Genomic DNA, 12,310 nt, shown 5'->3' with positions numbered 1-12,310 from the left:
CCCGGGGTGGGTAGAACACCAGTGATGACCACCACCCTGCGGCCGGCCGAGCCGCTTCAGCAGACGCCCGAGGGCGGCCGTGCGCGTACCTACGACGTGTGCGTGAACAGCCGCCGCGTCGGCTCCGTCCGCCTCTCCACCGACCCGGGATTCGGCGCCGCCTCCGGCGTGATCAGCGGTCTCGGGGTCGACGAGCCCGACCGCGGACGCGGCCGGGGCACGGTCGCGGCGCTCGCCTCCGAGGAGGTGCTGCGGGGCTGGGGCTGCGTCGAGGTGCAGATATCGGTGCCCGCCGACTCCGAGGCGGCGCTGCGGATGGCCCGCTCGCTCGGCTACACCGAGCGCAGCCGGAACATGGTCAAGGAACTGCCCGCCGAGCCGCCGGAGCTGCCGGAGGGCGTCGAGGTCCGGCCGATGACCGAAGCCGAGTACGTCGGGTGGGAGGTGCGCGCCAGGGAGCAGTTCGCCCAGAGCTGGATCGACCGGGGCGTTCCTGCGGAGCAGGCCCGCGCCAAGGCCGAGGGCAGCCACCGGAGGTTCCTCCCGGAGGGCCTGGCGACGCCCGGTGTCGCGATCCACGTCGTCGTCCGCGACGGCCGGCCCGCCGGCCATCTGTGGACCGGCCGGATGGAACTGGAACCGGGGCGGTGGGCGGCCTTCGTGTACAACATCGAGGTCGAGGAGGAGCAGCGCGGGCACGGCTACGGGCGGGCGCTCATGCTGCTCGCCGAGCGGGTGGCGCGGGAGGCCGGGGACACCCTGCTCGGACTGCACGTCTTCGCGGGCAACACCCCGGCGATCCGGCTCTACGAGTCGCTCGGCTACCGCACCACCCATGTCAACAGCGCCAAGGAGCTGCGGTAGGGGAGGGGGGCGTCAGGCCCCCAGGAGGCGGTCGGCGATCTCCTCGACGCGCTCGCGCAGGCCGTCCTGGCTCTGGCCGCCGTCCAGGCGCTCGCCGTCGATCACATAGGTCGGCGTGCCGGTGACCTTGATCGCCTTGCCCTCGGCCTCGTCCGCGTCGACGGTCAGCAGGTGCCGGCCGTCGATCAGTGCGGTGTCGAACTCCTCGGCGTCCAGGCCGAGTTCGGTCGCCACCTCCATGAGGACCGGCTCGCCCCGGTCGCCGAGCTCGGCGGTCCTGGCGAGCAGCGCCTCCGCGTACGGCCAGCCCTTGCCCTGCTCGACGGCCTCCTCTGCGGCCTGGGCCGCGGCGTACGCGTGCTTGTGCTTCGCCAGCGGGAAGTGGCGCAGCTGTACGTCGAGCCGGTCGCCGTACTTCTCGCGGAGCGCGCGGACGTCGTCGAGGGCCTGGAAGCAGTCGGGGCACTGGAGGTCGAACCAGGCCTCCAGGACGACGGGGGAGGCGGGTGCGGTGGTGGAGTCGCTCATGACAGCAGTCTCCCTCACCGGGACCGGGCCCACGAGGCACCCCCCGGGGGGTGCCTCAGGAGGAGATCCGGCCGGGCCGACCCGGAGATCTCCCTGATACCGGCCTCGGGACATGGCCCCGGGCGGTCCCGTCGGTGCAGGATGGAAGGGACGTATCACCCGGGGTCTGGAGGACCGCATGCTCGCCGAGACGATCTGCTCCGCGGTGGCCGCGGCGGGCCTGGGCATCGCCGCCGTCGCGGCGTACCGGAAGCGATTCCTGTCCGCCGCCCGTATCGCCGCCTACGCGCTTGTGCCGCTCGGCCTGGTGATGACGGGGGCGGTCGACTGGATCGCGGACACGGCGTTCAGCCCTGTCGCCTGGGCCGGGTTCGGTGTTCTCGGCGTGGCCTGGCTGCTCTTCCTGTCCACCAGGGCGGTTGAGCGGCGTCGTGGCGGCCGTGTGGACAGCGCCGACGGGACCGACGTGCCGAGAGCGGTGGCCCCGGGGGCTTCGGCGCCGTCGCGTGCCGTGACGGCGAAGCCGAAGCCGAAGGCCGGGCAGGCCGCCGGGGACGACTTCAGCGACATCGAGGCGATTCTGAAGAAGCACGGAATCTGACCGCTTCTGGCGATTCCCGTTCCCATGATCCACGGGAAGGGGTGAACACCCCCTGCCAAGGGGCGTGTTACGGGAATTTCGGGGTCGCGGGTACGCCATCATCCCCCCGAGATGCTGGATACCTCGCGGGAGCCCGTCCCCGCCACCGATGCCCCTGCCGAAGAGCCGCGCGGCTGCCTGTTCGCGCTCTCCCAGCCACCGTTGATGATCTTTCTCGGGGTGATCGGCTGTCTGCTGCTCATGGCCGCCGTGTACGACCTCTTCGTGCTGTGACGGCTCTGCGTGCCCCGGCGGCTCCCGCCTCAGCCCGCCGCTTCCTTGCGGCGCGCCCGGTAGGCGGCCACGTGCAGGCGGTTGCCGCAGGTGCGGCTGTCGCAGTAGCGGCGCGAGCGGTTGCGGGAGAGGTCGACGAAGGCCCGGCCGCAGTCCGGTGCCTCGCAGCGCCGCAGTCGCTCCTGCTCGCCCGCCACCACGATGAACGCCAGTGCCATGCCGCAGTCGGCCGCGAGGTGGTCCGCCACGGAGGCGCCCGGCGCGAAGTAGTGCACGTGCCAGTCGTAGCCGTCGTGGTCGGTGAGTTGCGGCGTGGTGCCGGCGCCTGCCACCAGCTGGTTGATCAGGGGGGCCGCGATCCGGGCCTCCGGCGCTGAGAAGACGGCCGCGAACTTCTCGCGCACCGCGCGGACGGCGCGTAGATCGGCGGGGCCCAGGTCGCCCACATCGCTGATCTTGTGCGCGCGGACGAAGGTGCCCAGCCCTTCCAGGTCGGCGAGCTCGTCGGCGCGGTCGCCCTGGGCCGCGGTGTTCATCAGATCGACGACGGTGTCGAGGGCGATCCGGGTGTCGTGGGGGATCAGCACGATTCGCTCCCTGGCCGGCCGCGGGCGGGTGCCCGCGGAATGGCGCTGACTTTAGCGCGACCGGGAAAAGGACACCGGCGCCCACCACCGCGCCGGCTGCGCGGTGGGAGCGCCGGATGTCGTGCCTATGTGGCTGCCCACGCGGCGCCGTCGCCCCGAGTCGGACGGCGCCGTGCGGCTCTCGCCTGGCTCAGCTGTCGGCCAGGATGTGGGAGAGCTCCGTATCGAGATCGAAGTGCCGGTGCTCGGTGCCCGGTGGCACAGCGGCGTCGGTCCTCTTCAGGAACGACTCCAGGGCCCTCGCCGGGGCCTCGAGCAGGGCTTCTCCCTCGGGGGAGCTCAGTGCGATGCAGACGACTCCCTGACCGTGACTCCGGGACGGCCAGACGCGGACGTCGCCCGTGCCGGTGGGCCTGTGCAGCCCCTCGGCGAGAAGGTCGCGGGCGAAGACCCACTCGACCGTCTCCTCGGCTCCGGTGTGGAAGGTGGCGTGCACGGCATAGGGATCGGCCGTGTCATACCGCAGGCCCGCGGGTACAGGCAGTGAGGACTCGCTCGACACAACGAGGCGCAGGTGCAGCTCGCAGCTGACCGTGGTGTTCATAAGCGCCAGGGCCTTTCGCTCAGTGTGCGCTCGGGGATTCGCACGTCGGCGAAATCGACATGCCACCTGCGGTGCCGTTGTAAACCCCTCTGTCGGTTTTGTGAGTGTTCAGGACACTCGATCGGGTGTGTGTGACCTGCGGTAATACCGCCATTCCGGTGACGGCTCCGAGTCCGGTAGGTTGTGGGGTATGAATGCGGAGAGTGACGAGCGCACCGGGGAGTCCGCAGACGGCCAGGAAGCCGAACTGGGATCCCGCGCACCGGAGTTCATCAAGTCCCGGCGAGGCCTGCATCTGAGCTGGCAGGTCGGCGTCTTCATCGTGGGACTCGCCGTGGTCGGCGCCGGAGTGGTGATGCTGCCGCTGCCCGGGCCCGGCTGGCTGGTCATCTTCGGCGGCATGGCGATCTGGGCGACCGAGTTCGTCTGGGCGCAGCTCGTGCTCCGCTGGACCAAGCGCAAGGTCACCGAAGCCGCCCAGCGCGCCCTCGACCCCAAGGTCCGCCGCCGGAACATCATCCTCACCACCGTCGGCCTGGTGATCTTCGCCGCCCTGGTCGGCGTCTACCTGTGGAAGTGCGGCTTCGTCATGCCGTGGAAGACCACCGAGTGACCCTGGGATGGTTCGGGAGCCCCGCTGACATGCGGTAATGTTTGCGGTGCACCGGGGCGATTAGCTCAGTGGGAGAGCACTTCGTTCACACCGAAGGGGTCACTGGTTCGAACCCAGTATCGCCCACCACCCGGTCCGAAGGCCCCGAGACGGAACACCGTCTCGGGGCCTTCGGCGTTCACCGCATCCGGGCCACCCGGTCCCGGAGCCTCCTGGCGTCCCGCAGCCGCTGCTCGTACGTGGCGCCCACCGCGAGCAGCAGGAGCCCGGCGAGGGCCGGCGGCAGCCAGCGGGGCAGCGCGCCCACCACCTGCACCACGTACGGGGCGAGCTCGTGCAGCCCGTCCAGGGCCAGGACCACGCCGCCGAGGACCAGCAGGGCCTGCAGCCGGAACCGGGCGCCCAGCAGCGTCACCACCAGGGCCGCGACGCCCAGTGCCAGCGGGCGGACCCACTCGGGGTCGGTCCAGGCCGCGGCGAGGCTCGGCAGCAGCGTCGCCGCGAGACCCGGGCCGTACGCCGTCCAGGACGAGGCCTCGGCGTCCCGGCGCCGCCGCAGGAACCCGGCGACGAGGGCGGGGACGGTCACCGGGAGGGTGTACGCCTCCGGCGTCGTCACCTCGAAGGCCGCGAGGCGCACCCAGGTGGCCAGCAGGAACAGCGCCGCCGCCGTCCACGAGGCGAACCGCCGCCGTTCGGGACGTACCGCCGTCGCCGCCGCGATCACCCCGCCGAGGGCCAGGGCGAGCGCGAGGAACGCCGGCCGGGACGCGGCGAGACCGAACGCGGGGATCGCCACCACCGCGCCGGTGATCTCCACGGCCAGGGCCACCGCGGGCGGGCGTGTCCGGGCCCCCACGGCGGCGGTGGCCGCCGGGACCAGCAGGAGGGCCAGGGCCGTCCAGTGGTCCTCGAACCCGCCGGCGGCGGCGACCGCCCCCACCAGTCCGGCCCCGGCCAGGACCGCGCCGCAGGCGGCCACCACCCGGCGCGCGTCCGTGGCGAGCACCGCCACGCCGGTGAGGAGCCCCAGCACCGCACCGAGCGCGAGGAACGTGGCCCCCCGCACGTCCAGGGCGAGCGCGACGGCGCTCAGGGCGGACGCCAGCCCACCGGCGTACGCAGCCCACCCGAGGACGGTCCCCGGCTCCACGGCCGGCAGCTGTCGCCCGGTCCCCGTCGGCGCCCAGCCGGCCCACGGCGTCGCCCCTCCGGCCGAAGGCGGGGTGAGCACGGGTCCCGCGGACGTCGGACCGGCCGGGGTCTCGGCCGCGCGCAGGCCCCGCGTCAGCGGCTCCGGGCGTACGGCGACCCACAGGGCAGCGGCGGCGGTGAGCAGCTGCAGGGCGAGCGTCGCCGCGTACGGCAGGTCGAGGGAGACCGGCAGGGCCGTGAGCAGCCCCCAGGCCAGGACGAGGGCCGCACACCGGGTCCAGAGGCGCGGGACGGCCGCGAGAGCGGCCACCGCCACCGCGAGGACCAGGGCCGCCGTCGCCGGGAACGATGTCAGGACCCGCCCGGCGTGCTCGCCCGACCAGACCTCCGTGGTCCGGCCCATCGGCCCGAGGAGCCCGGCGAGCACCGGCGGCAGCGCCCACACGACTCCGAGGGCGGCCACTCCCGCCCCCGCACCGGCGAGCCCGAGCCGGACACCGCGCGGGAGCCGTCCGGCCGGCGTAGCGGCAGTGCCGTCCCCCGGCGCCGCGGCCGCCGGGCCCACGCGCCACACCGACGCCGGCACCAGTGCGCACAACACGTACACCGGCACCGTCCAGTCCGCCGGGACCGCGGAGCGCAGCAGGCCGCCGACGGCCGTCACCACGGCCAGGCCCGCGACCGCCGAGGCCGCCACCGCGAGCGCGGGCGTGCGCCAGGCCACGTACAGCGTCACCGCCGCGCCCGCCACGAGCAGCGGCGCGCCGCTCCACGGCGAGGCGAGCGAGAGCCAGCCGCCCGTCAGGAGGGCCCAGCCGCCCAGGACCACCGCACCGGTGACCGCCGTGATCCGGACCGACGCCGGCCGGACCCACAGCACCACCGCGCCGTCCGCGGCGGCCGTGACGAGGGCCGCCCAGGCGAAGGCCGTCGGCCCGCCCCCGGCGGCGAGCACGCCGAGCGGCAGCGGGAGCTGCCCCGCGACCACGGCCACCGGCAGCGGGATCCGGAGCCGGGACAGCGCCGAGCCGTACGCGGTCCACGCGCCCGCGAGGACGGCCGAGGCCACCGCCGCGTATCCGAGGCCGTCCGTCTCCGACAGCGCCGCCCGGTGCAGCGCGTACGCGTCGAGCACCATCAGGACGAGCCCGAGGGCCGCCACCGACTCGGCCGTCGAGACCAGGCTCCTGCGAAGCAGCGCCACCGGGGCCGCCAGGGCCGCCGAGGTCACCACGAACAGGACCGCCGCCCGGCCGCCGATGCCCATCGAGCCCCAGCTGACCAGGGTGAAGGCGACCGCGGCGATCGTCAGCAGGGTGCCGCCCAGCGTCAGCAGGACGTTCTGCGCGCTCCGCGGCGTCGAGTCCGCCACGGGCGGACGGGGCCATGGAGCCGCCGACGGCGCGGGCGCGTACAGCACCTGCAGCAACCAGGCCCGCCGGGCCAGCAACTGGGACCGGCGCGCGTCGAGTTGCGCCAGCTCGCGGTCGACGAGCACCAGCTCGTCCGCGGGCGGCAGTGAGTTGTCCATATCCGGAGTGTGGCCCCGGCCACTCCCGACGGGAATGCGTGCCGGTACTCATCTTCCGGCGCCGACCGCCTGAGTACGTCCACACTGGGGGCATGGACTGGTGCAGGTACCGCTTCCGCAGCGTCTGGCGGCTCGCCGCCCCGCCCGAAGCCGTCTACGCGGCCCTCGAACGCGCCGAGGAGTACCCCCGGTGGTGGCCCCAGGTCCGCGAGGTCGTCCCCGTCGACGACACCACCGGCACCGCCCGTTTCCGCTCCCTGCTGCCGTACGACATCGTCGTCACCGCCCGCGCGCTGCGCCGCGACCCGGCCGCCGGGATCCTGGAGGTCGGCCTCGGCGGCGACCTGGAGGGCTGGGCCCGCTGGACCCTGACCCCGGAAGGGGCCGGCACCGTCGCCGTGTACGAGCAGGAGGTCGAGGTCCGCGCACGGCTCCTGAGGACCCTCGCCGTGCCCGGGCGACCGGTGTTCCGCGCCAACCACGCCCTGATGATGCGCGGCGGGCGGCGGGGACTCGCCACCCACCTGCGGGCGGTTTGAACGAAGGGCGCGAAGACCTGTATGGTTCAACCCGTTCCCGGGCGATTAGCTCAGCGGGAGAGCACTTCGTTCACACCGAAGGGGTCACTGGTTCGATCCCAGTATCGCCCACCGGGTAGAGGCTGGTCCGTCGAAAGACGGACCGGCCTCTGTCATGTGTCACGCCGCCGTGCGCAGTTCCGGCCGCAGCGGCCACGCCGGGTCCACGATCTCCGGCGTGCCCTGCCGGGTGAACCACGCCTGCAGACCCCGCGCCTGCGCCGCGTGCCACACCGCCTGCAGCGTGTGCAGCTCCGCCGGGGTCAGCCGCTCGAGGCGGGACGAGAAGCGCCGTGCCACCGCCCGTACGACATCGAGCGCCGCCGTCGCGTCCGCCGCCGCGTCGTGCGCCCCCGTCAGCTCCACCTCGTAGTGCGCGCACAGGTCCGTGAGCGTCCGGCGGCCCTTCCGGTAGCGGTCCAGGTGCTTGTCCAGGACCCGGGGGTCGAGCACGCACAGGGGCGTGCCCGGCAGGTAGGCGCCCAGCGTGGACGCCCGGTGCCTGCGCAGCTCGCGGTCGAGGATCGTCAGGTCGAACGGCGCGTTCATCACCACCAGCGGGCGCCCCGCCGCCACCTGCTCCGCCAGCGCGCGCGCCAGCTCCTCCATCACCGGAGCCGGCCACCGGCCGTTCCGCTGGAGGTGATCGTCCGTCAGGCCGTGCACCGCGGTGGCCCCCTCGGGCACCGGTATGCCCGGATTGACCAGCCAGCGCGTCACCCGGGGGCGCGCCCCCGCGGCGTCCTGCACGACCAGAGCGGCCGAGACGATCCGGTCGCCCTCGACGTCAACTCCCGTGGTCTCCGTGTCGAAAGCGGCCAGGGGCCCTTCGTACCAGTGCAATGTCATCCCTGAACTCCCTGCACACGTGCGGCAGATGGCCAACCCCCTGCCCCGAAACGGTGATACCCGGACTGTTTGCGCCGTACGCGGACCGGTCACAACACAAGGGACGGGGAAGGAAATCGACATGGCGCTCGCCCAGCCCGAGTCGGGAGGGCTGCCGCCCCAGCGGCTGGCTCCGACGCGCGGCTCACTCGCCACCACCGCCTGCATGGAGACCCTTCAGGTGGGATACCTGCACGCCGTCGCCGCCGCGGCCGGCTGCTCGCTGTCCCAGCCCTTTCCGGACAACGGCATCGACTGGCACGTGAGCCACGGCTCTCCCGGGCACACCGTCGACGACGAGGTCACCATCAAGGTGCAGCTCAAGTGCACCTACCAGATACCGCCGCGCCCGAGCGGGAGCACCTTCGCGTTCACGCTCGACAACGACCACCTGGTGAAACTCGCCAGGACCCCGGTGTCCGTGCACAAGATCCTCGTCGTGATGCTCGTCCCGAGGTCACAGGAGGACTGGCTGAGGGCGAGTCACGACCGGCTCGACCTGCGGCACTGCTGCTACTGGATCAACCTGGCCGGGCACCCGGTCACGGGACGGCGCAGGACCACCGTGCGCGTCCCGACGGCACGGATCTTCGACGACCGGGCGCTCTGCGAGATCATGACCCGAGTCGGCGTGGGAGGGAGACCTTGATGCACCGGCCGATCGACGAACCGAGGTTCGGGGACGAGGGGGGCGGGCACGGCCCCGCCTCCGTGCCCCCGCCCTACCGGCCCCACCCCGCGCCCCACGACCTCCCGGCGTCCTGGACCGGCGTCCCCGGCCCGCCCGCCGGACCCTGGGCGGACAGCCAGGGCGCACCCGACCCGGGCAGGGTGGATCCGCGCGTCCTCGGCGCCCTCCTCGCCCGCCACGGATGGCGCCGGCGCGGCGGGGCGGCCGGCCGCTACAGCCGATGGACCCCGCCGGGCAGCGGCACCGGCACCAGCCTCCTCGTCCCGGAGAGCCGGGCCTTCCCCGACTGCGAGGACCTGCTCGGCGAGGCGCTCACCGCCCTCGCCCGCAGCGCCACACCCTCCGCCCGCGAGGTCCTCACCGGCCTCGCCGTGCCCAGCGACGAGATCCGCTGGTGGCGCGACGTGCCTCCGGGTCCCGCCGGCACGGTCCCCTGGACCGTGCAGGAACAGCTCAGGTCCGCCGCCCGCCAGCTGCTCCTGGCGGGCGCGCTCGCCGTGCGCGGCCGGGCCGGCTACCACGGGGCCCGGCACCGGCGCCCCGCCCAGGCCTCCCTGGAGTCGGTCGTCGTCGGCGCGGTCACCGGCGGCCGCGGCCTCACCGCCTTCCTGCCGGTCGAGCCGGGCCGCGCGGTCGCCGTCCGGCTCTACCACGCGCTCCACGCGGCCCGCGAGGCCACCGACTACCAGCGGGCCACCGGCGGCATGGAAGCCTTCGACGCGGCCGTCGAGGCGGGCGTCAGCCGCGAACTCACCGAGGCCCTCGTCGCCCTCGTCCGCGGCACCGAAGGGGCCCGCGTCGCCCTGGAGTGGGCCCCCTCCGCCGGGGCTCCCGAGGGCTGCGCGGCCCGGCCCGAACCGGTCGAGTTCTCGCCCGGCGACCTGCCGGCCCTGCGGGAGGCGAGCGCCCGCTACCTGACGGACGAGCCCTCCGTACCGGTCCGGCTCACCGGCGCCGTCGTCCGCATGCGCCGCTCAGGGCCCCGCGGCGAGGGCACCGTACGCCTGCGTGTGCTCGGCGGGGCGGAGGTCCCGCACGTCCGGGTCACCCTCGACGAGGAGGCGTACCGCACCGCCGGCCACGCCCATCTCGTCGGGCTCCCGATCCGGGTGGTGGGCCGCCTCGAGAGCAGGGGCGGCTTCCGACGCCTCACCGACGCCTCCGGGGTCGTCCCCGTACAGGTCGACGAGACCGAACGGGACAGGCTCATGAAGGCGCTCCAGGAGAACCTGGACTTCTTCGAGGAGGCGTGCGGGCCGGACGAGGGGTGAGGGGTCAGGCGTGAGGCCCGAGGGAAACCGTTTCGCGGGTGGGACGGTCACCTCGGTACCATCGGCGATGCGCGGCACCTCGTCTCTGTCGCGCACCGTCGGCGCCGGCACCTCGTGTCTGTCCGCGCCCCAAAGGAAGAAGAACACCCGTGTCTGATGTCCGTGTGACCGTCCAGTCCGCCTCCGGAGCAGAGGAGAGGGCGGTGAGCGCGGGCACCACCGCCGGCGCCCTGTTCGCCGACGACCGCACCGTCATCGCCGCCCGCGTCGGTGGCGAGCTGAAGGACCTGTCGTACGAGCTCTCCGACGGCGATGTCGTCGAGGGCGTCGAGATCTCCTCCCCGGACGGTCTCGACATCCTGCGCCACTCGACCGCGCACGTCATGGCCCAGGCCGTGCAGGAGCTCTTCCCCGAGGCCAAGCTGGGCATCGGCCCGCCGGTCCGGGACGGCTTCTACTACGACTTCGACGTCGAGAAGCCCTTCACTCCCGAGGACCTCAAGGTCATCGAGAAGAAGATGCAGGAGATCCAGAAGCGCGGCCAGCGTTTCGCCCGCCGTGTGGTCACCGACGAGGACGCCCGCGCGGAGCTGGCGGACGAGCCGTACAAGCTGGAGCTCATCGGCATCAAGGGTTCCGCGTCGACCGACGACGGCGCCAGTGTCGAGGTGGGCGGCGGCGAGCTGACCATCTACGACAACATCGACGCCAAGACCGGCGACCTGTGCTGGAAGGACCTCTGCCGCGGTCCGCACCTGCCGACCACCCGGAACATCCCGGCCTTCAAGCTGATGCGCAACGCCGCCGCCTACTGGCGCGGCAGCGAGAAGAACCCGATGCTCCAGCGCATCTACGGCACCGCCTGGCCGTCGAAGGAGGAGCTGAAGGCCCACCTCGACTTCCTCGCCGAGGCCGAGAAGCGCGACCACCGCAAGCTCGGCAACGAGCTCGACCTCTTCTCCATCCCCGACGAGATCGGCTCCGGCCTCGCGGTCTTCCACCCCAAGGGCGGCATCATCCGCCGGGTCATGGAGGACTACTCGCGCAAGCGTCACGAGGAGGAGGGCTACGAGTTCGTCTACTCGCCGCACGCCACCAAGGGCAAGCTGTTCGAGAAGTCGGGCCACCTGGACTGGTACGCCGAGGGCATGTACCCCCCCATGCAGCTCGACGAGGGCGTGGACTACTACCTCAAGCCCATGAACTGCCCGATGCACAACCTGATCTTCGACGCGCGCGGCCGTTCGTACCGTGAACTGCCGCTGCGCCTCTTCGAGTTCGGCACCGTGTACCGGTACGAGAAGTCCGGCGTCGTGCACGGCCTGACCCGGGCCCGCGGCTTCACCCAGGACGACGCGCACATCTACTGCACCAAGGAGCAGATGGCGGAGGAGCTCGACAAGACCCTCACCTTCGTCCTCAACCTGCTGCGCGACTACGGCCTGACCGACTTCTACCTGGAGCTGTCCACCAAGGACCCGGAGAAGTTCGTCGGCTCGGACGAGATCTGGGAGGAGGCCACCGCGGTCCTCCAGCAGGTCGCCGAGAAGCAGGGCCTCCCGCTGACCCCCGACCCGGGCGGCGCCGCGTTCTACGGCCCGAAGATCTCGGTGCAGGCGCGGGACGCCATCGGCCGTACCTGGCAGATGTCGACCGTGCAGCTCGACTTCAACCTGCCGGAGCGCTTCGACCTGGAGTACACCTCCCCGGACGGCACCAAGCAGCGCCCGGTCATGATCCACCGCGCGCTGTTCGGCTCGATCGAGCGCTTCTTCGCGGTGCTCCTGGAGCACTACGCGGGCGCGATGCCGCCGTGGCTGGCGCCCGTCCAGGCCACCGGCATCCCGATCGGCGACGCCCACGTCGACTACCTGCACGAGTTCGCCGCCAAGGCGAAGAAGCAGGGTCTGCGGGTGGAGGTCGACTCCTCCTCGGACCGGATGCAGAAGAAGATCCGGAACGCGCAGAAGCAGAAGGTCCCCTTCATGATCATCGCCGGTGACGAGGACATGGCCGCAGGCGCCGTCTCCTTCCGCTACCGCGACGGTTCGCAGGAGAACGGCATCCCCGTCGACGAGGCCATCGCCAAGCTGGCCAAGATCGTCGAGGACCGCGTCCAGGTGTGA

13 protein-coding genes and 2 tRNA genes are annotated in these 12,310 nt (G+C 72.8%); 10 read left to right on the top strand and 5 right to left on the bottom strand.

The features are described from left to right. Positions 1–24: 24 nt before the first annotated feature. Positions 25–864: a GNAT family N-acetyltransferase gene (locus IO20_RS0118505; RefSeq protein ID WP_030551821.1), complete on the top strand. Its 840-nt coding sequence runs from the start codon at positions 25–27 to the stop codon at positions 862–864. A 12-nt stretch (positions 865–876) separates the two neighbouring features. Here IO20_RS0118505 and IO20_RS0118500 read toward each other — a convergent pair whose 3' ends face one another. After that, a complete protein-coding gene (locus IO20_RS0118500; RefSeq protein ID WP_030551823.1) occupies positions 877–1,392 on the bottom strand; it encodes a DsbA family protein in 516 nt (171 codons plus the stop codon). Between the two features lie 178 nt (positions 1,393–1,570). Between IO20_RS0118500 and IO20_RS0118495 the strand changes: the two genes are divergently transcribed. Together IO20_RS0118495 and IO20_RS40750 are read left to right on the top strand one after the other, a co-directional pair. Then, positions 1,571–1,993 (top strand): membrane protein, encoded by a 423-nt coding sequence (locus tag IO20_RS0118495; protein ID WP_030551825.1) that lies wholly within the window; start codon positions 1,571–1,573, stop codon positions 1,991–1,993. A 111-nt stretch (positions 1,994–2,104) separates the two neighbouring features. Continuing rightward, a complete protein-coding gene (locus IO20_RS40750; protein WP_169749523.1) occupies positions 2,105–2,266 on the top strand; it encodes a hypothetical protein in 162 nt (53 codons plus the stop codon). Between the two features lie 29 nt (positions 2,267–2,295). Here the strand turns inward: IO20_RS40750 and IO20_RS0118485 are convergent, their stop codons facing one another. Then, positions 2,296–2,853 carry a CGNR zinc finger domain-containing protein gene (locus IO20_RS0118485; RefSeq protein WP_030551827.1) on the bottom strand — a complete coding sequence of 186 codons (558 nt, stop codon included), beginning with the start codon at positions 2,851–2,853 and terminating at the stop codon, positions 2,296–2,298. 190 nt (positions 2,854–3,043) lie between these two features. Then, positions 3,044–3,457, bottom strand: a complete 414-nt coding sequence (locus IO20_RS0118480) for an SsgA family sporulation/cell division regulator (protein WP_015032345.1) — start codon at positions 3,455–3,457, stop codon at positions 3,044–3,046. Positions 3,458–3,647: 190 nt separating this feature from the next. Here IO20_RS0118480 and IO20_RS0118475 point away from each other — a divergent pair, with 190 nt between their 5' ends. Both IO20_RS0118475 and IO20_RS0118470 read left to right on the top strand, forming a co-directional pair. Continuing rightward, positions 3,648–4,070, top strand: coding sequence for a TIGR02611 family protein (locus IO20_RS0118475; RefSeq protein ID WP_030551829.1), 423 nt, complete (start codon positions 3,648–3,650; stop codon positions 4,068–4,070). A 54-nt stretch (positions 4,071–4,124) separates the two neighbouring features. After that, positions 4,125–4,199, top strand: a tRNA-Val gene (locus IO20_RS0118470). Between the two features lie 49 nt (positions 4,200–4,248). Here the strand turns inward: IO20_RS0118470 and IO20_RS0118465 are convergent. Beyond that, positions 4,249–6,756: an SCO7613 C-terminal domain-containing membrane protein gene (locus IO20_RS0118465; RefSeq protein ID WP_030551831.1), complete on the bottom strand. Its 2,508-nt coding sequence runs from the start codon at positions 6,754–6,756 to the stop codon at positions 4,249–4,251. Positions 6,757–6,848: 92 nt separating this feature from the next. Between IO20_RS0118465 and IO20_RS0118460 the strand changes: the two genes are divergently transcribed. Next, positions 6,849–7,295 carry an SRPBCC family protein gene (locus tag IO20_RS0118460; RefSeq protein WP_030551833.1) on the top strand — a complete coding sequence of 149 codons (447 nt, stop codon included), beginning with the start codon at positions 6,849–6,851 and terminating at the stop codon, positions 7,293–7,295. Positions 7,296–7,334: 39 nt separating this feature from the next. Then, positions 7,335–7,406 (top strand) — tRNA-Val (locus IO20_RS0118455). A gap of 48 nt (positions 7,407–7,454) precedes the next feature. Here the strand turns inward: IO20_RS0118455 and IO20_RS0118450 are convergent. Then, positions 7,455–8,183, bottom strand: a complete 729-nt coding sequence (locus IO20_RS0118450; protein ID WP_030551835.1) for a 3'-5' exonuclease — start codon at positions 8,181–8,183, stop codon at positions 7,455–7,457. 121 nt (positions 8,184–8,304) lie between these two features. Between IO20_RS0118450 and IO20_RS0118445 the strand changes: the two genes are divergently transcribed. The 3 genes from IO20_RS0118445 to thrS all read left to right on the top strand — a co-directional run bounded on the left by IO20_RS0118445 (position 8,305) and on the right by thrS (position 12,310). Further along, positions 8,305–8,871 carry a DUF4365 domain-containing protein gene (locus IO20_RS0118445; RefSeq protein WP_030551837.1) on the top strand — a complete coding sequence of 189 codons (567 nt, stop codon included), beginning with the start codon at positions 8,305–8,307 and terminating at the stop codon, positions 8,869–8,871. Then, positions 8,871–10,184 carry a serine/threonine-protein kinase gene (locus IO20_RS0118440; protein WP_030551846.1) on the top strand — a complete coding sequence of 438 codons (1,314 nt, stop codon included), beginning with the start codon at positions 8,871–8,873 and terminating at the stop codon, positions 10,182–10,184. Before IO20_RS0118445 ends, IO20_RS0118440 begins: the two co-directional genes overlap by 1 nt. A 149-nt stretch (positions 10,185–10,333) precedes the next feature. Next, positions 10,334–12,310, top strand: coding sequence for a threonine--tRNA ligase (gene thrS, locus IO20_RS0118435; protein WP_030551848.1), 1,977 nt, complete (start codon positions 10,334–10,336; stop codon positions 12,308–12,310).

The sequence above is a fragment of the Streptomyces exfoliatus genome, assembly GCF_000725545.1.
GTDB classification, from domain to species: Bacteria; Actinomycetota; Actinomycetes; order Streptomycetales; family Streptomycetaceae; genus Streptomyces; species Streptomyces exfoliatus.
Note: the sequence above shows the minus strand (reverse complement) of the source record. Positions and strands in the feature narration are given on the sequence as shown.